Origin of the sequence: Pedobacter chinensis (assembly GCF_003339865.1) — a bacterium.
GTDB classification, from domain to species: domain Bacteria; phylum Bacteroidota; class Bacteroidia; order Sphingobacteriales; family Sphingobacteriaceae; genus Pedobacter; species Pedobacter chinensis.
In genome coordinates this window covers 1-18,452 of sequence record NZ_QPKV01000019.1, presented here as the reverse complement: position 1 = coordinate 18,452, position 18,452 = coordinate 1, and the positions used below count along the sequence as shown (strand labels likewise).

General features: G+C 37.5%; 16 protein-coding genes and 1 pseudogene. 2 read left to right on the top strand and 15 right to left on the bottom strand.

Annotated features, from left to right (window positions below):
• Positions 1-124: 124 nt before the first annotated feature.
• The 15 genes and pseudogenes from DU508_RS23560 to mobA form a co-directional block, all read right to left on the bottom strand.
• Positions 125-994 (bottom strand): annotated as a pseudogene (locus DU508_RS23560) (cation transporter); the annotation flags it as partial.
• Positions 995-1,082: 88 nt separating this feature from the next.
• Positions 1,083-1,646, bottom strand: a complete 564-nt coding sequence (locus DU508_RS23555) for a helix-turn-helix domain-containing protein (RefSeq protein ID WP_115405117.1) — start codon at positions 1,644-1,646, stop codon at positions 1,083-1,085.
• 115 nt (positions 1,647-1,761) lie between these two features.
• The gene (locus DU508_RS23550; RefSeq protein ID WP_002981101.1) at positions 1,762-2,586 is read right to left on the bottom strand and encodes an RteC domain-containing protein; all 825 of its coding nucleotides are present in this window, start codon (positions 2,584-2,586) and stop codon (positions 1,762-1,764) included.
• 335 nt (positions 2,587-2,921) lie between these two features.
• A complete protein-coding gene (locus tag DU508_RS23540) occupies positions 2,922-4,967 on the bottom strand; it encodes a heavy metal translocating P-type ATPase (protein ID WP_115405116.1) in 2,046 nt (681 codons plus the stop codon).
• Between the two features lie 17 nt (positions 4,968-4,984).
• Positions 4,985-6,256, bottom strand: a complete 1,272-nt coding sequence (locus DU508_RS23535) for an efflux RND transporter periplasmic adaptor subunit (protein WP_115405115.1) — start codon at positions 6,254-6,256, stop codon at positions 4,985-4,987.
• A gap of 6 nt (positions 6,257-6,262) precedes the next feature.
• Complete coding sequence (locus tag DU508_RS23530) at positions 6,263-10,630, bottom strand: CusA/CzcA family heavy metal efflux RND transporter (protein WP_115405114.1); 4,368 nt, start codon at positions 10,628-10,630, stop codon at positions 6,263-6,265.
• Positions 10,631-10,780: 150 nt separating this feature from the next.
• Positions 10,781-11,107 carry a DUF6660 family protein gene (locus DU508_RS24405; RefSeq protein ID WP_371131589.1) on the bottom strand — a complete coding sequence of 109 codons (327 nt, stop codon included), beginning with the start codon at positions 11,105-11,107 and terminating at the stop codon, positions 10,781-10,783.
• A gap of 55 nt (positions 11,108-11,162) precedes the next feature.
• Positions 11,163-11,573, bottom strand: coding sequence for a Fur family transcriptional regulator (locus DU508_RS23525; RefSeq protein WP_048499044.1), 411 nt, complete (start codon positions 11,571-11,573; stop codon positions 11,163-11,165).
• A 6-nt stretch (positions 11,574-11,579) separates the two neighbouring features.
• Positions 11,580-11,918: a hypothetical protein gene (locus DU508_RS23520; RefSeq protein WP_024566615.1), complete on the bottom strand. Its 339-nt coding sequence runs from the start codon at positions 11,916-11,918 to the stop codon at positions 11,580-11,582.
• A 69-nt stretch (positions 11,919-11,987) separates the two neighbouring features.
• A complete protein-coding gene (locus DU508_RS24285; RefSeq protein ID WP_078679374.1) occupies positions 11,988-12,197 on the bottom strand; it encodes a GDCCVxC domain-containing (seleno)protein in 210 nt (69 codons plus the stop codon).
• Complete coding sequence (gene merTP / locus DU508_RS23510) at positions 12,197-12,799, bottom strand: mercuric transport protein MerTP (RefSeq protein WP_024566614.1); 603 nt, start codon at positions 12,797-12,799, stop codon at positions 12,197-12,199. The genes DU508_RS24285 and merTP overlap by 1 nt, the downstream gene beginning before the upstream one ends.
• Entirely contained in the window at positions 12,793-13,170 is a 378-nt protein-coding gene (locus DU508_RS23505) for an ArsR/SmtB family transcription factor (RefSeq protein WP_024566613.1), read from the bottom strand. Before DU508_RS23505 ends, merTP begins: the two co-directional genes overlap by 7 nt.
• 149 nt (positions 13,171-13,319) lie before the next feature.
• Positions 13,320-15,320, bottom strand: coding sequence for a conjugal transfer protein MobC (gene mobC / locus DU508_RS23500; protein WP_026763220.1), 2,001 nt, complete (start codon positions 15,318-15,320; stop codon positions 13,320-13,322).
• Between the two features lie 101 nt (positions 15,321-15,421).
• The gene (gene mobB, locus DU508_RS23495) at positions 15,422-16,708 is read right to left on the bottom strand and encodes a conjugal transfer protein MobB (protein ID WP_115405113.1); all 1,287 of its coding nucleotides are present in this window, start codon (positions 16,706-16,708) and stop codon (positions 15,422-15,424) included.
• Between the two features lie 7 nt (positions 16,709-16,715).
• Positions 16,716-17,147, bottom strand: a complete 432-nt coding sequence (gene mobA, locus DU508_RS23490; protein WP_026763222.1) for a conjugal transfer protein MobA — start codon at positions 17,145-17,147, stop codon at positions 16,716-16,718.
• 101 nt (positions 17,148-17,248) lie between these two features.
• Between mobA and DU508_RS23485 the strand changes: the two genes are divergently transcribed.
• Both DU508_RS23485 and DU508_RS23480 read left to right on the top strand, forming a co-directional pair.
• Positions 17,249-17,608, top strand: a complete 360-nt coding sequence (locus tag DU508_RS23485) for a hypothetical protein (RefSeq protein ID WP_115405112.1) — start codon at positions 17,249-17,251, stop codon at positions 17,606-17,608.
• 239 nt (positions 17,609-17,847) lie between these two features.
• On the top strand, positions 17,848-18,339 hold the full coding sequence (locus DU508_RS23480; protein ID WP_233509720.1) for a ParA family protein: 492 nt from the start codon (positions 17,848-17,850) through the stop codon (positions 18,337-18,339).
• Positions 18,340-18,452: the final 113 nt, after the last annotated feature.

The following is an 18,452-nucleotide window of genomic DNA, read 5'->3' as shown; positions in this document are numbered from 1 at the left end:
GTATAACAGAAAGAGAAGGCATTCAGCATTGGACTATAACACTCCCGAACAAGCCGGGCAGACCATCGCTGGGGAAAAAACAGAAGCTGCATAAAAAGGTCTCTACTTTTCTATTGCAATTCCACATCAGCTTCTTAATGGCTGAAGAGGTGTTGCCTTTGGCTCTTTCTTCCAGCAGTTTCCCCAATAGGATGAATGCGATAATAACGGCAGCCGCTTCAAAATATACGTGGGCGTGCAGTCCCCGTTGATGCCAAAAGTCGGCAAACAGCATATTGAAAACACTGAACAGGTAGGCAATACCTGTACTCAATGCCACCAGCGTATCCATATTGGCGGAACGGTGCTTTGCCTGCTTCCAAGCGTTTACAAAAAAATCCCTGCCCAACCATATTACAACGGGCGTGGAAAAGAGCCACATTATCGGGTCTGCATAGGGCATATCCATAAAGAACATTCCTATGATTACCACGGGCAGGGAAAGGATAATTGCCCAAATGGTCTTGTTTTTCAAGGTTCGGAATTTCTTTTCGTGGATGGCTTCGAGCGTTTCCTGCTGCTTGGTTTCGTCTTCAATCAATAGGTCGTAACCTACTCCCTGAACCGCTTTTTGCAGGGTGGAGGCATCGGTCATATTGGGCAGATATTCCACGGTAAGATTGCCCGTTGCAAAGTTCACGGAAGCATTAACTACTCCCGGTTGGTATTTAACAATGCTTTCGGCACTGCCCGCACAGGATGCACAGGTCATGCCCAATACCGGAAAAGCACTTTTAACCGTAGGAACTCCGTAACCTAAATCTTTAATTGCCTTAACAGCCTCGCCTACGGTTTCATTGCTATCTACTGTAAGCGCTGCCCTTCGGTTGTTCAGCTCTACTTTATGGGTTTCTACGCCTTTTACCTGTGCCAATCCCTTTTCAACGATTAATGCACAGTGTTCGCTTTCTACATCCTCCAATGGAATGTATATATTTTCTCTGTTTGTCGCCATATTTGCCTGCTTTAATTTTCAATACAAAATTGGCTATTATATTTATGGGTACTGTTGTGAAATTTTGGATTTGATTTGTAAGATTTACTTACACTTTATCCAACGGTTTTCTTTTATCCTCTTTAATCTGTTTGAAATGGCTTGGTGTTAGCCTGGTAACTTTTTTAAACTGGTTACTCAAATATGCCACGCTCGAATAATTTAGGCGGTTCGCAATCTCACTTAATGACAACTCATCATACACCAACAATTCTTTGACTTTCTCCACCTTTTGGGCGATAAAGTATTTTTCAATGGTTGTACCCTCTACCTCTGAAAACAGATTGGACAGGTAATTGTAATCGTGATGCAATTTGTCACTCAATACATCGGAAAGGTTGGTTTTTACATCACTATCCTGATGGTGTACCAGGTCAATGATAATGTTCTTTATCTTTTCTATTATCCTGCCTTTTTTATCGTCAATTACTTCAAATCCTAATGGCTCTAAAGTTTTGGACAAATTCTCTTTTTCCAGAGATGTTATTTCTTTGGAAAGAATAACTTCGCCCAGTTTTATATTTTTAGCATCTAATCCCAGTTTTTCCAATTCGTTTTGTACCACCATAATGCAACGGTCGCAAACCATATTTTTAATAAAGATTGTATTCATATTTATTTACTGACTACGTTTAGTATTTAATACATAAGCAATAAACAAATTTACAATTTAAGTTTAATTACTCTGACTTCTTGCCAAGAGGAATAAAGCCTGTGTACATATATACTTACTGTTTTTCATCTTGTTCGTCCATTTTCTTTATCAGTGCTTCACACAGCCTGTCGAGGAATTTCGTTCGGTTTATTTTGCGGGCTTTAAGTTCCATAAACGTATGGTAAAAGTCGCCTAACTCAATATTGAAGGCATCTTCAAACGTTTTGGCTATCAATTTTATTTCTGTATTCCCATTGTTAAATGCACCGTGGGAGTACAGTGCATAAATGAGTTCCGTGAGTGCAGTTTTGCTTGCTGTCCATATCAACGAATTATCTGAAACCTTTTTAACGTTGATGTTATTTAACCTGTCTTCCAAATATACCTGTATCAGGTCATTAGCAATTATCTTGGCAACCTTATAATCGTGCGAAGTAGAAAAGCGATGGTCTGCCTCAAAATAAAAAGTGTCTAACCATAGTCTTATATCGTGCTTGCCACGTACAAAAAATTGTTCGTCAAAGAAAGAATTATTGCTACGGTAATACTTATAAAAATCAAGGTTATTTTCAAAGAACCTTTTTAGCTTTTTCAGTTCTTTGACAAAATATTTCTTGGTACGCTTATTTCCATACGGTCTTCTCGTTTCGATTTTATAGATGGCATTATAATAGATGAGCTTTGAAACGATAATTGGCTTTTGATATTTAAAAAAGCGAATTTCTTCATCAACATTCTTAAATCCTCTTTTTAAAATATATTTTTTTACGTCGAATAAACATTTGATAATAAGTTGTATAACTGCTTCAATGCGTTCTATCGAACAGTCTGCTTCAATCTCAAATTCTTTGATTTCGTTTTCCAGCTTAGCCAGCGTTTCGTTATAAAATTTATCCATCCGTTATCCTAAATCTATTTTTTAAACAATAATAGAGAAGCCCAAATACTGTCATATTTGAAAGAAATTTGCATTTTCGGGTTTCTCTTTTGGAACTTTGGTTTTTGCTCGATACAGAACTAATAAGTCCATTTTTAGTGATAGGGATAGATATAATAGTGTCTAATTTTATGTATATCAAAGCAATAAGACACAGAGCTAAAAAATATCCCAAAAAGTATCATAAAGAGCGAAGGTCTTTTCTTCTTCTTCTTCTCCTTCGACAAATTGACATTTGATAACTTTTGCCTTTCTTACGAATTGTCTGTTTTATTCATCATTAGGATGTTCTAATCTTAAAATTTCATCCGCTGTATCCTTACTGCGTTTAGTATAGCTAATAAGGCAACCCCAACATCGGCAAAAACAGCTTCCCACATAGTCGCTAAGCCCCCAGCTCCCAAAACTAGTACAATAGCTTTTACTCCGAATGCTAAAGCTATATTTTGCCAAACGATTTTCTTTGTCTGCTTGCCTATATTGATTGCCATAGGTATTTTACTCGGTTTGTCGTCTTGTATTACCACATCTGCCGTTTCAATGGTCGCATCGCTTCCCAAACCGCCCATTGCAATACCCGCATCGCTCAAAGCCACAACAGGCGCATCGTTTACACCGTCGCCAACAAAAGCAACGCTTCCGCCTTTGGCTTTAATTTCTTTAACTCTGTTTACTTTATCTTCAGGCAATAAATCTCCGAAAGCATTATCTATCCCCAACTGTTCCGCTACATACTTTACAACCGTACTTTTATCTCCGCTAAGCATAGTAGCTTTAACATTGAGCTTATGCAATAGATTTATGGTTTCCTGTGCGTCTTCTTTTATGCTGTCCGCAATGGTAATGTAACCAACAAACTTTCTATCATAAGCCACTGCGATTACCGTGTAGACAATGCTGTTCGGGTCTATGTCATAAGTAATAGAAAATTTATCCATCAGCTTAAAATTCCCTACCAATAATTCTTTCCCATTTACATTAGCCTTTAGTCCGTGTCCTGCAATTTCCTCTATATTTTCTAATGGGATATTGTGGTTTACATCGCCTACATATTCTTGAATGGCAGTTGCTACGGGGTGGCTACTATGGCTTTCCAAAGCATTGACCATTTCTAAAATTTTTTTCTCATCAAATGCCTTGTCAAATACAACTTCCTGAACTTTAAATACGCCCTCCGTCATTGTACCTGTCTTATCCATTACTACATTTTGTATGCTGGCAAGAACATCCAAAAAGTTGCTTCCCTTAACCAATATTCCATTTTTACTCGCTGCCCCAATTCCGCCAAAGTAGCCTAAAGGAATACTTATTACCAATGCACAAGGGCAAGAGATAACAAGGAATACCAAAGCACGATACAACCATTGGCTGAACACATAATTTTCTACAAAGAAGTAGGGCAATGCTGTAATTAGAATAGCTAACAGTACAACAATCGGTGTGTAGATTTTTGCAAATTTGCGAATGAATAATTCTGTTGGTGCTTTTTGTGCGGTTGCATTTTGTACCAATTCTAAAATTTTAGAAAGCTTGCTATCAGTATAAGCAGTTGTTACTTTTACCTGTGCAACGGTCGTTAGATTTATCATTCCTGCCAATACAGTTTCGCCTTTGGTTTTGGTGTCTGGTTTACTTTCTCCGGTAAGTGCTGCGGTGTTGAATGAGGCGGTTTCGGATAACAATTCTCCGTCCAATCCTAATTTTTCTCCGGGTTTTAGTTGGATAATATTTCCAATGTTTACACTTTCTGCTTTTACTATTTTTGGCTGATTGTTTTCTAAAACAGTTACTTCATCGGGACGTTGGTCGAGCAAAATTTTAATATTTGCTTTAGCTCTTGTTACTGCCAATGTTTGGAATACTTCGCCAACGGCATAAAACAACATTACAGCAACACCTTCTGGATATTCGCCAATAGCAAAAGCTCCGATGGTGGCAATGCTCATCAATAAAAATTCTGAAAAAACATCGCCTTTACCAATACTTTCAAAAGCTTCTTTTATTACAGGAAATCCGACTGGTGCATAAGCTATTATATACCAAACAGCTCTTACCCAACCTTGAAACCATTCAGGTTTCAAGGCATTGTCTAAGTAAATAGCAATTAGCAATAGTACCAAAGAAATAATTCCGGGTAAAAACATTCTAATAACACTAATTTTATCTATTACTTTACTTCGTTCATTACTCTTTTTGCTGACTTTTTCATCCGTTGAGCAACAAACATCTTCAGCACTTTGCTCTACATTTGTTTGGGGATTGTTTTTGTTTTCCTCCGTGCAGCAGAGTTGTTTGCCGTTTGCATCATAAATATGCTTGTGGTTTTTATCTGTATTTATCATCGTTTAGTTATTTTTGGTTAATCTTCGTCTTCTCCGGCATTAGATAATTTTGCGTTTACAAAAAATGCTCCTTTTACTACTATTTTTGGATTGGCAGGAACTTGTTTGACAAAAGTTATTGCGGTATACCCCATATCAGATACCCCTTTCAATATTTCTATTTTTTCAAAATTTATACTTGCCTTATCTTCCTTTTCATTTTTATCATCATTTTTATGATTTTCTTCTTCTTTTCCTTCTTCGTGATGCTCTTCTGCTTTTTTATCGGTTTGTACGAAAATAAAATATTTACCATCAGTATTTACGATGGCATCATTGGGGACAGCAGGTGTAGTTACATTGCTTAAGCTTACAACCCCTGTTATGTTCATTCCATCAATTAAACCAATTTTATTACCTTTTATACGACAACGTACAGCAATAGTTTTACTCTCGTTTTGAAAAGATGAACCGATATTGAAAACCGTAGCCTCATATTCTGTGGTTGGATTATTTGTCAATCTAAAATGAATAGTTTGCCCGATTTTTATTTGTGGTAAATCTTTTTCAAATACTTGTAAATCCAAATGTAATGAGCTGTTATCAACAATTTCAATTACCGGCGAAGAAACATCTACATAACTTCCAATTTTAGCGTAAACATTACTTACTGTGCCATTTAAAGGACTAATTACTGTCAGAGCAGATTTCAAATTACTGTTTGATAGGGTGCTGGGATTGATGCCCATTAATTGTAGTTGTTGATGTAAAGACGCTTTTCGAGTACGAAGGCTGTTCAATTCGGCTGTTGCACTTTGTAAATTTTTCTTTGCGCCAGCATTTCCTTCGTTTAACTCTTTTTGTCTTGCTAACTCTTGCTCTGCAAAAGTTATTTTACTTATTACACTCAAAAATTCTTCCTGTAATTGTATAAACTGCGGATTGGCAATAGTTGCTATTATTTCACCCTTTCTAACATAATCCCCTAGTTGAACTTTCAATGTTCTTATCACCCCACCATATAAAGTTGTAGCATTGGCTTTGTTGTTATTGGGAACATTCAGAATTCCATTTGCTTTGATGGTTGAAGACAGCTCCCTTTGTTCTATTGTGCCTATTTTTATTCCAACTATCTTTAATTGCTCCTCTGAAAGTGTGGCAATGGTTGGTACTTCTTCGTGGGCTTCTTTATTAATTTCTTTCGCTTGGTTTTGCCCATTTCCATCTTTATTATTATTGCAAGCGGAAAAGGCAAATATTAAAACAGTTATCACTGTTACAAACGCGATTTTATTTATATTGAATTTCATTTTTGCTTATTGATTAATGAGAGAATAAATATTTATTACAGACTGGTTTACCTGCTGGATGCTTTTCAGATAATTTAATTGAATATCGGTTGCGGTTTGCAATGCAAACAGATATTCCACATAACTGATTTCTCCAGTAGTATAACCTAAATGTGCTGCTGATACAATTTCCTTGGCATTTGGCAATGCTTCTTTCTCAAAATAATTGAATTGCTGTATGTCTTGCTGGTATTGTTGCAAGGCATTTTGCATTTGCGTAGCCAATGTTTTTTGCTGTTGCTGTGCATTGGCTTCGGCTGCTTGTTTTCTGTAATCTAAAGATTTTATTCTGGCTTTGGTAGCACCGTAAGTGATGGGAATAGCAATACCAATGTTTACAGAACTAAATCGGTTTCCACCATTGAAAAATTGTTCGGCTCCGTTTACATTTTGAAAACCAATCATAGACTGATTGACGTAGCCAATCGTAAAATCTGGTAAACCTTGCGAACGTTCTACCTTTTTGGTTTGCTCGGCAATAATGGCATCCTGATACAAAGATTGAATGGCAGGATGATTTGCTACGGCTTCATTATCCAACAAATTACTGATTTGTAGAGGCTGAAATATTCCGTTTTCTGCAATGGTAAAATCGTCTTTTGTGTTCATCAATGTTTTCAGATTGGCAACAGCATTGGATAAGAACACTCCATTTTGTTTTAACAATAAATTGATTTCGCCTTTCTTAGCTTCCGCTGTACTGATGTCCACTTTTTTGGTGTCACCAGTTTTATAACGAAGCTGGGCTATTTTAATAAAATCGTTGTACAAACTATCCAATTGCTGTAACTGTTTTTCATTGTGTTGCAAGTACAAAATTTGATAATAATAAGTACGTACTTGATTTTTCAACTCCAACACTGAAAGATTTTTCTGTAATTCTTTACCTTTTATTTCGGCATTAATCAATTGTTTTTTTGCTCCAAATAATGATGGAAATGGAATGGTTTGCGACACCTGAAAAGACTGGTCGAATTTGATACTGCTGTATTGCCCCAACTGTGCATTAAAATCAAGTTTGGGTAATTCTCCGGCAGTTTTTTTCAAGGCTTTACTTGCATCAATTTCTAAATCTGAAGCCTTTATGGTTTGATTATTTTTCAGCGCAATGTTTATTGCTTCATCAACGCTGGATAAAGCTTTCGTTTGTGCGTTTGCTGTAAAACCTACTACTGATAGCAGTAACACAACGATAGTTGTAATGGATTTCACTTTAAGTTTTCTTTTTAAATTAATTTTTGAATTGAAGATGATATACAATAAGGGAAGTACGAATAGGGTAAGGAATGTGGCAGTTACCAAACCACCGATAACAACTGTAGCCAATGGTTTTTGTACCTCTGCACCTGCGCTACTGCTCAACGCCATTGGCAAAAATCCTAAACTGGCTACTGTTGCAGTCATTAAAACTGGTCGCAAACGGATTTTAGTTCCTTCAATTACCCGTTTCAATACATCTTTTTCCCCTTCTTTTTCTAATTGATTGAAAATACCTATCAGTACAATTCCGTTGAGAACTGCAACACCAAATAATGCAATAAATCCAATACCTGCGCTGATGCTAAAAGGCATTCCCCGAAGTAATAGTGCTAGTATACCTCCAATTGCACTCATTGGAATGGCTGTAAAAATTAATCCTGCCTGTTTAAAGGAACTGAAAGTAAAGTAAAGCAGTACAAATATCAATAATAAGGAAACCGGAACAGCTATCAGTAACCTATTACTGGCTTCCTGTAAGTTTTCAAACTGCCCACCATAAGTGAAATAATATCCCGATGGTAATTTTATTTGGTTGTTCAACTTTTTTTGAATTTCTTCTACTACACTTTGAACGTCTCTGTCTGCTACATTAAAACCAATTACAATTCTTCGCTTTCCCGCTTCACGGCTTATCTGCGCCGGTCCTAATTTATAATCAATTGTAGCCACTTGTGATAGAGGAATTTGACTACCTATGTTGGTGGGTATCATCATATTGTTTACATCTTCAATACTACCCCGGTAAGTACTATCTAAACGCACAACTAAATCAAATCTCCTTTCATTCTCAAAAACCACACCTGCACTTTTTCCTGCAAAGGCAGTACTCACAACATTATTTACATCTTCTACATTTACTCCATAATTGGCTAAACGAGTTCGGTCGTATTCAATATTAATTTGAGGTAGCCCACTTACCAGTTCTACTTGAGGTACTGTAACTCCCTTTACTGTTTGTATAACTTTGCTAACCTTATCGGCATTTAACGCTAGTGTATCTAAATTTTCTCCGAAAATCTTAATTGCAACATCTTGTTTTATCCCTGTCATAAGTTCGTTAAAACGCATTTGAATGGGTTGGCTTTTTTCGACAATTATGCCAGGTATTACGGCTATTTTTTCTTCTATTGCATCGCCTAATTCATCGTATGTCCTTCCGGATTTCCATTCACTTTCAGGCTTAAGGATAATTATTAAATCTGTTGCACTCGGAGGCATTGGGTCAGTAGGTACTTCACCAGCTCCAGTTCTACCTACCACCATTTTTACTTCATCAAATTGTTTGGCAATTCTCGAAGCAAGCATCGAAGTTTCTATACTTTGTGATAATGAGGTTTCAATAGGCATTTTAAATTCAAACGCATATTCTCCTTCTTGTAGCTGGGGTATAAATTCTCCTCCCATTCGGCTAAACAAGAAAATACTAACCGCAAATATGGCAATGGCGATACCCACGAACCAATACTTTATGCTAATCGCTTTTTCAAGCAAAGGCTGATATTTTTTTTGTAACCAATTCATCATTCTGTCAGAAAAGGTTTCTTTATACGTAGGTTTTTTGGATAAGAACAAAGCACACATCATTGGTATGTATGTTAAGGATAAAATCAAAGCTCCAAAAATGGCAAAACCTACAGTCTGTGCCATCGGACGGAACATTTTACCTTCAACACCCACTAACGTAAGAATAGGAATGTAAACAATTAGTATAATGATTTCACCAAATGCTGCACTGCTACGAATTTTGGAGGCAGACAGGAAAACCTCTTCATCCATTTCGGTTTGTGTAAGCCTTTGTTTAGATTTCCGTAAGCCTAAGTGATGTAATGTGGCTTCCACAACAATTACTGCCCCATCTACAATCAACCCAAAATCTATGGCTCCCAAACTCATTAAATTGGCGCTTACACCAAACACATTCATCATCGCTAAGGCAAACAGCATTGCTAATGGAATAGCGGAAGCTACTATTAATCCGGCTCTAAAATTTCCTAAAAAAAGTACTAATACAAAGATAACAATCAACGCACCTTCTATCAGGTTTTTTTCTACGGTACTCATTGCCTTGTCAACTAAAACTGAACGGTCTATATAGGGTTCAATAATAATATCATCAGGTAATGACTTTTGTATAGTAGGAAGTTTTTCTTTTATTTTTTCAATTACATTATTGGCATTTTCGCCTTTTAACATCATTACCACACCGCCTACTGCATCAACTTCTCCATTATATGTCATAGCCCCATATCTTACAGCATTACCAAATCGTACATCTGCTACATCTTTTATAAAAATTGGAACACTGCCAGGATTATTTTTTACACTGATGTTTTTTATATCTTCTAATGATGTAACCAAACCAATACCTCTAACAAAATAAGCACTTGGTTTCTTATCAATATATGCTCCCCCTGTATTTTGGTTATTTTTTTCAAGAGCGTTGAAAATATCGGTAATACTTATATCCATAGCCTTTAAGCGATTAGGATTAACAGCAACTTCATATTGCTTTAGCTCGCCACCAAAACTATTTACTTCTGCAATTCCGGGTGTACCATACAGTTGCCTTGCAACAATCCAGTCCTGCATTGTACGAAGGTCTTTGGCATTGTATTTATTTTCACTTCCCTTTTTGGGATGTATTATATATTCGTATATCTGACCAAGCCCTGTACTGACCGGAGCCAGTTCAGGTGTTCCTATTCCGTTCGGAATTTTTTCTTCTGCTTCTTTCAGTTTTTCATTAATGAGCTGTCGGGCAAAATAAATGTCTACTTTTTCCTTAAATACAACTGTAATTACGGACAAACCAAACCTAGAAATACTTCTGGTTTCTTCTAAATCGGGAATATTAGCAATGCTTTGCTCTATCGGAAAAGTTACTAATTGTTCTACTTCCTGAGCCGCCAATGTGGGGCAAACCGTAATTATTTGCACCTGATTATTTGTAATATCGGGTACGGCATCAATGGGTAATTTTGTGGCACTCCACACTCCCCAAATAATGAGCAACAATGTCATTATTCCAATGACGAGCTTGTTCTTAATGCTAAATTTTATGATACTGTCTAACACAATTCATTTGATTAATAATTAATAATAATGGATATAAATACTTTCTGTCCGTTACAGAAAGGACAGCTAAATGTGCAATTTAGATAATACACCTATCTAATAGTAAATGAATATATCATCCATTACCAATAAATACATTTGCTGAAAATATTAAGTATTAATCTTTGGCGGCTGCCAAATGTTTCCGTGATAATTGGAAATGAAATTGAAATTTTGAAGTGGGAATTTTTGTATCTTGCTAAGACTTGGCTTTGCCTCGTTTATTTTGAACGTTTGAAACGTAAAATTCACAACGGTATGACAAGTAGCACAAGAACAAAAAGGACTGCATAAATCGCCGTTTTTCGTTTGACCATTGCTTGTATTAGAAAGCTCTGATTTTGAAGTATTACTGGTATCCATACCACACGCATCAGTACACGGCATTAAGGATAATGCCAGAAAATATATACTGAATATGAATATAAATAGTTTCATCAGCTACAAATATAAATAAATAGATTGTGCAATAGAATTGCAAAGTTGAAAAAATCTATTTGTTACATTTGTCGCATTTCCCCTTAAGAACTAAATTAGCTCCATCTAATTTAAAGTTTTGAGGAACTTCGATGTTCGGAATTTCTGTTTCAGTAAGGCAAAAAGTATGTTTGCAGTCGGTACAATAAAAATGTGTGTGCAGTTCTGATAAATTACAATTGCATCCTGATTGGCAAAGTGCGTATTTAATCACTCCGCTTCCATCATCAATGGTATGGACAAGTTTGTGTTCTAGGAATACTTTAAGTGTTCTGAAGAGAGTAATATTATCTGCTTTTTCAAACTGTTCTGCCAGCTCTTTATGACTTACTGCATATTGTTGTTTCAATAACTTTTCAACCACCAACAAACGCATAGCGGTGGGTTTTATAGCTTTTTGCTGTAAAATTTTTTCTAATTCAGTCATTGTGATTTAATTTTCTATCGTCCAATCATCATTATCGTCCTCGTCAACTGATATTTGCTCAATGATGCTGTTTGCTGCACTGTCAGAGTATGTACCATAACCATTTACGAAAACACCTTTTGCTCCATCTTTTTGGTTTCTCATCGCATATAAGATAGCCTCATCTTCCAAGTCATTAAGCCCAGTAAAACGATAAATTTTATCAATAACAATGTCCCTTAAATTAACTTTCTCTCCGTCTATTTTGTACGAAATGTTTTCTTCCAATAGATTAAAGTCTTCCGTATAACCCCTTTGTCTTAGTACTTCAATTACTTCTGATAATGTTTTTTCTGTTGATAGCATAAGTATTCTTCTTAAATTTTTGAAAATATTTTTTGAAAAAACTGAACATTTTTTTCTCTTAATTGGTTTCTAATAGCAACATTTTTTATCCTGTTGTATTGATGGACAAGGAACACTGGCATAACTACAATACACACAACAATCGCCTTGTAATGGTTTTAATCTTGTCTTGCAATTTTCACATTCATAAAAATATTGGCAAGCATCTGTTGGCATTGTTTCCTCTTTTTTGTATCCGCAATTTGGGCAAGTTATAATTGATTGTAATTTAATTTCCATTATGATATAATTTTACTTTTTAGTGATTTATAACCTGTCGAATTGATAGCTTTTTCAATTTCTATAATACTTGTTTGTTTGTTGTCAAACTTAACAATGGCATTGCCTTTCTCATAAGAAACCACAACTTCCACAATTCCTTTTAGTTTACTAACTTCCGTTTTAACGTGGTGTTCACAACCTGAACAAGTCATCCCTTTGATTGTAAACTCAACTTTCTGAATTTTGGAAGTTTGGGTAATAATTGCTTTACTTTCGGTCTTTGGAAAAAAAATGTGAGCATAAAGCGGAAATGATAAAAGTAAAGCCGCCATAACGGTAATAATTCCTAAAAATGATTTTGTTTTCATAAAGTTTGATTTTTCAGTTGTTTCACAGTTGCAGTCAATTTTCTTTTGCGGTTTCAATTTTTGATACCAAGCAAAAGCAAGCACTAAAATAGTTAACCCGATAAAATATGGACGAAAAGGTTCGAGCCAAGAGAAAGTTGAAGCAAGTCCACTTGTTCCTGCTATGAGAGCCAAAACAGGTGTAATGCAACATAATGAAGCTGCTATTGCTGTCAAAAGTCCAGTCCCAATTAGTTTTCCGTCCGTTACCATATTGTTTCTAAATTTTTTTTATCGTCAAGTATTTTAAAAAATGGGTCCAACATTTTCTCATACTCTTTTGTCAATGAGTAAAAAATGGTTTGCGCCTCTCTTTCGGTTTCAATAAGCTTTCGGTCTTTAAGTTTTCTCAAGTGCTGAGAAATCGCTGAAATTGTCATTCCAAGAATTTCACTCACATCACAAACACAAAGTCGTTTTTCTTCATAAAGAAGAAACAGAATTTTCAGTCTTACATTGTTTCCAGTCAATTCAAGTGCGTTCGACAAATAGTCAAACGAACTGTGGAGTTCCGAAACTCTTTCTTTACAGCGATTGATTTGTTTAATGTCTGCCTGTTGTCGTGTACAAGAAGTATTATCCATAATGCAAATGTAACTAATTTGTTTATTTAAGCAAATGCTAAATTATGAGTATTAAAATTTGGCATTTTATATGTTGACGTAATGGTGCTGTTACTTTTAATTCTTCTAACAATATATTAATAGAAAAATCACAAAAATATTTAGTATAATCATTCTTTCTGCACCAAATGCTGTAAGTTAGGGTCATTCTTGATACGCTCCATTTCACTAACAACAATATTCAGAATGTCTGATTTTATCTGCTTGTAATTGTTTTCTATTTCCTGCTTCATCTTATCCTCGCCCTGCTCATTTACAAAAGATAAGATTTGCGGTATTTGCTGATAGGCTTTGCTTTCTGCCGCTACCTTTTCATTGTCCACTACAATTTCGGCGTGAAATATCTTCTGCTCGATACGTTCATCAAAGTTATCTGATACAGAACCAACAAACAAACCTTGTGTAAGTGTTGAGATTTTGGAAGCCGGAATAAGGCTGTCTAACTGTGTCGAAATAGAGGTAGATTTATCATTGCGGTTAATGGTCATACTTTGGCGTTTCTGTAATACTTTACCGAAACGTTCCGAAAGGCTTTTTGCTGTTTCGCCAACCACCTGACCACTGAATATATTACCGACAGTATTCTGTATTACCTTGCTTTCCTTGTCGCCGTAATCCCTTGTTAATTGCGAAAAATCCTGAAAGCCCAAACATACCGCTACCTTATTACTTCTCGCCGTTGCGATAAGATTGTCCAGTCCCCTGAAATAAATTGTGGGCAACTCATCTATGATAACGGAACTCTTTAGCTGTCCCTTTTTGTTTATCAGCTTTACAATCCTCGAATTGTATAAACCCAAAGCTGCGGAATAAATATTTTGACGGTCGGGATTGTTACCCACGCACAAAATTTTAGGTTCTTTCGGGTTGTTGATGTCAAGCGTAAAATCATCGCCCGTCATTACCCAGTAAAGTTGTGGGCTAATCATCCTTGATAGCGGAATTTTTGCCGATGCGATTTGTCCTTGTAACTGGTCTTGCGCTCCACCTTGCCACGCATCCATAAAGGGCGACAAATAATTTTCCAAATCCGGGTATGAAGTTAAAATCGTGAATACGTCCGAATACTTTTTATTGAGTAATTCAATAGCGTGTGGGAATGTACAATACTTGCCATCCTCATAGATTTTCAGATACCAAATAATAGCAGCCAATAAGATAATTGGGCTTTCCACGAAAAAATCCCCTTGCTTCTGTATCCACGACCTGTTAAGGTTCAGCATTATGGTATATGCGGCTTCGTAGGCATCTGAAATATCCGTCATAAAGTCGGGATTGAGCGGGTTGCAACGGTGGCTCTTGCGTGGGTCGTCGAAATTTATCACGTAAAATTTCGGCTGAACTTTGTACTTATCCCTGTGCTTCAGCAAATGATTGTAGGCAATGGTGGAAAGGTCGTCGAACTTGAAATCGTAGATGTACATACTAAAGCCTTTCTCAATCTGCTGCTTGATGTAGTTGTTTACGATAGCATAAGATTTGCCTGAACCCGGAGTACCCAAAACTATTGATGCCCTGAACGGATTTACAATGTTTATCCAACCGTTGTTCCATTTGTCTTTGTAGTAAAATTTGGTGGGCAGGTTAACGGAATACTCGTTTTCCATCAGCTTGGTTTCCTGCTGAAAGCTCTCGTTCTCATTGTTGAAAACATCGTCCATCAGGGTAGTACGGAGTAATCGGCTCATCCATACCCCCGCCATCAGCAAAGCGATATAGCCTAAAGAGATAGTAAGGATATACAGGAATGTGCCTGTTGCCGGAGATAGCTTCAGCAATGGTGTGTTCAGGAAGAACAGCACAAAGCCAACGCCCAAAGCCACGTAAATTTTAGACCAGGTTATCTTCTCATTCTTTACGCCCTTTGTGCCTAAGCAACTCAAAGCAAGTAAAACCAAAGCAAATGCTTTGGTATAAAGGGTATGTGAAAATAAACCTGTTGTCCGGTCGAAATTGCCTAATATCTTGTTGATTACTTCCAACGTCCAGCCACGTTCTAAAAAGAAACCGTAGCAGAACCAATAAAGGTGCATCAGCACCAAAAGAATACTGACTGCCCGCATAAAAGCCATTATCTTGGCAAGTCCTCTTAAATCGTCTTCTCCCTGCATTATTTTAAGTTTTAATGTTCGGGCGTGAATTTAAAGGCTCTATGCAGTGGCTCTAAAAATGTGGCAGCCAGTGGCGTTCTGTGGCAGTGTTTGGCTAAATATTATTTCTGCCCTCTTTGGCGTTTGCGCTTCTTCTTCATCTTATTGGCAAAGTCCTGTTCCTCGTAATCTTCGCCCTGGGCTTCGGGTAATAAACCGCCCAATGCTTCAATCAAACCGTCTTCGTGCTTGTCAGTAGTTAAGAAGTCGAACAAATGGTGTGGTTCTTCCGCAGGAAGATCCGCATCATTTGATGTGGATAGTTTGGGTTGTAAAACGGCAGGTTCTTTAATATCCGGTTTGATGTTATTGTTCCAATAATCATTAAAGGTGTTGGCAGAAAGTTCTGTTGCCAAACGTGAACCGTTCCAAACTGCTTTGGAATTGTGGTCAATAAATGTGATGCCATAAATACGCCCTGTATCATTCCGGCGCACGACTACGTTAATGCCCTGTGCTGCTAACTGCTTTTTAAAAGCCTGTTCATCGTTTGTGGTTTTCAGGGCAATGGTAACGGCAGATTTTAGGGTCTGTTTGGTCGGGCTGTCTTTCAAAGCTGTTTTGCATTTCGCAAAATGCAATTCCAAAGCCGGAAGCCCTGCGCTCTTTCCGAACAGCGAAGCCTTGAACGGATGCCCTGCTCTATCGCCTTTTTCATTTAGCGGAATATACAATAAGCCCTGCTGCATTTTCCCCTGCAATTCGCCCTCGATTTTCTCGGCGGTTATATTGAACAGGGAAAGCAGGGCGTTGTATTCGCCCAACGTTTGGTACTGGTAGTAGTTCGGCAGGTGGCGAACAACCAAAGCTATTTGGCTTTTTACATCGCCCGCCCGATAATCTACCGGACGGAAAACCTTATCTGTCTGTTTGCGCTCCTTGTCCGTTGCGGGTATCAATCGGTGTTTTCTTTCCAGTTCACGGCATACGTTCATAGACCGCATTTTCTCGAATTTGTCCGAAATCTTTTTGCCCTGCTCGTCCACGCAAACCGATACAATGTGTATATGGCTGCGGTCAATATCGGTATGTTTGAATACGATAAAAGGCTGTTCGCCATAACCCATTTCCCGCATATACTGTTCTGCCATTTCCCTAAACTTATCATCGCTTACCTTATCGTTCGGGTCAGGATTGAGCGAAATATGCAACGTATGTTTTTCGGTGTTGCGGTTGGCTATCAGGTAAGGGGCAAAAGACTGGGCTAATTGTGCTACGGAATAATGACCGCTTGCGGTTTCAATCATCTTATTGGCAAACAAAATCTGCCCGTTTTCATTCTCCACTTTGAGCTGATTGTATGCCAATGCACCATATAAATTTCCGCTTCTTCCGATTTTCGCTATCACTATTACATTATTTTTTTAGGTGTTCTTCCTCAAATTTTTCGGTAATCTGAATGATTTTCTGACACAGCATTGCCATTTCAGCCGTCTGTTTTTCCAGTTTGTACAGAAACGCAGCCGCCTTTTTCTCGGAAAAATTCTTGTACAACAGCTTTACAATTTGGTTATAGTTCACACCGATGGAACGGAACTGGCTGTGAAAAGAGGTCAGCCGCATATAAAAATCAACCGTTCCCTTGTCAATCTGGATGGTCTTTATGGTCTTGTCAAAGATGCAGGACGTTATAAAGTGCGCCTTTACCTGCATACCTGATTTATCAAAAAGGGCAAGAAAACGGGCGTGTTCCTGCTCGTTAAAGGAAATCGTATAGCGAATGGTCGCCGGGTCTTCTTTGGGGCGGCGTCCTGTCTTTTTCAATTGCTTTTTGTTGTTATCGTTCATCACTAATCCATTTTAAAATCCATACAAAACCCTGACTTCGGAAGGTGTTTTCTGCCCCCTGCAAAGGGCAAGTTGTTTTGAGCATCGGAAATCATTCCGAGATGCTCAAAACACAACTTGCCGTGTTCTGTCGAACACAAAAATCCGCCCTGCGGGACGGATTAAATGTAACAGGGAAAAGCGGCTCGATGCCGTTCCTATTACCCTCCGATTTGTCAAAAGACTTTTGCATAAATCCATTAATAAAAATCATTGTACAAAGTAAAGCCCTGTTTACGAAAGCAGTGTATTGTATAGCAGTGCCAAACACTGCCTTTGAATGCCAAACACTGCCACAGCTCAATCAGCGGTTAAATCAATCGCTTTATTTGCCGTATAATTTTAGTGCAGGTAGTAAAAAAAGTATTTCAACAAAGAAGAAAATCAGGTTTGCAAACAGGCAGTTTGGAATAAAAGCATAAGGTTTTAAAAGCATAAAACAATAAAAGTGTAAAAGCATAAAAGCGGTAAAGCAATTTACCTGTTGCAAGTTTTGCCACTTGCCAAAGAATGTACCTGACAAGGCAAAAATGAAAGCAAATACCTGTGCAGGAAATTACCCAAAAGGGAATGCAGGAATATAGGAATGAGGTAATAATCAGATAAACCAATATTCAATCCTGCAAAACAAATAAAGTGTGTAACAATAAATTTTTAAATAATGGAAACAACAAAGAAAACTTTAAAAATCAGCTTCTCCACCCAAAAGGGCGGTGTGGGAAAATCTACGATGACAACCCTGCTGGCGAGTGTGCTTCACTACCGTTTAGGTTTTAATGTGCTGGTATTGGATTGCGACTTTCCGCAATACAGCCTGAACAACATGCGTGAACGGGATAAGAGAACCATAATGCAGAACGACTACCATAAAAAAGCGGCAATGAAGCAGTTTCAAGCCATCAACAAAAAAGCGTACCCGATTATTAAATGCAAAGCTGAAACGGCTCTGGAGAAAGCTTCGGAATATAGAAGCCAGTCGGCGGTTGTACCAGATGTGATTTTCTTCGACCTGCCGGGAACAGCCAACACCAAAGGCGTTCTGACCACCTTAAAAAAAATGGACTTTATCTTTTCGCCCATTACTGCCGACCGTTTGGTAGTGGAAAGTACATTGGGCTTTACCAAAGCCTTTCTCGGACTGGAATTGCAATAGAAAAGTAGAGACCTTTTTATGCAGCTTCTGTTTTTTCCCCAGCGATGGTCTGCCCGGCTTGTTCGGGAGTGTTATAGTCCAATGCTGAATGCCTTCTCTTTCTGTTATACCAG

Bases quoted from the DNA above. Each gene is read 5' to 3' on its own strand.
- DU508_RS23555 (WP_115405117.1), bottom strand. From the start codon at position 1,646: ATGAATACAATCTTTATTAAAAATATGGTTTGCGACCGTTGCATTATG.
- DU508_RS23550 (WP_002981101.1), bottom strand. From the start codon at position 2,586: ATGGATAAATTTTATAACGAAACGCTGGCTAAGCTGGAAAACGAAATC.
- DU508_RS23540 (WP_115405116.1), bottom strand. From the start codon at position 4,967: ATGATAAATACAGATAAAAACCACAAGCATATTTATGATGCAAACGGC.
- DU508_RS23535 (WP_115405115.1), bottom strand. From the start codon at position 6,256: ATGAAATTCAATATAAATAAAATCGCGTTTGTAACAGTGATAACTGTT.
- DU508_RS24405 (WP_371131589.1), bottom strand. From the start codon at position 11,107: ATGAAACTATTTATATTCATATTCAGTATATATTTTCTGGCATTATCC.
- DU508_RS23525 (WP_048499044.1), bottom strand. From the start codon at position 11,573: ATGACTGAATTAGAAAAAATTTTACAGCAAAAAGCTATAAAACCCACC.
- DU508_RS23520 (WP_024566615.1), bottom strand. From the start codon at position 11,918: ATGCTATCAACAGAAAAAACATTATCAGAAGTAATTGAAGTACTAAGA.
- DU508_RS24285 (WP_078679374.1), bottom strand. From the start codon at position 12,197: ATGGAAATTAAATTACAATCAATTATAACTTGCCCAAATTGCGGATAC.
- merTP (WP_024566614.1), bottom strand. From the start codon at position 12,799: ATGGTAACGGACGGAAAACTAATTGGGACTGGACTTTTGACAGCAATA.
- DU508_RS23505 (WP_024566613.1), bottom strand. From the start codon at position 13,170: ATGGATAATACTTCTTGTACACGACAACAGGCAGACATTAAACAAATC.
- mobC (WP_026763220.1), bottom strand. From the start codon at position 15,320: ATGCAGGGAGAAGACGATTTAAGAGGACTTGCCAAGATAATGGCTTTT.
- mobA (WP_026763222.1), bottom strand. From the start codon at position 17,147: ATGAACGATAACAACAAAAAGCAATTGAAAAAGACAGGACGCCGCCCC.
- DU508_RS23485 (WP_115405112.1), top strand. From the start codon at position 17,249: ATGCTCAAAACACAACTTGCCGTGTTCTGTCGAACACAAAAATCCGCC.
- DU508_RS23480 (WP_233509720.1), top strand. From the start codon at position 17,848: ATGGAAACAACAAAGAAAACTTTAAAAATCAGCTTCTCCACCCAAAAG.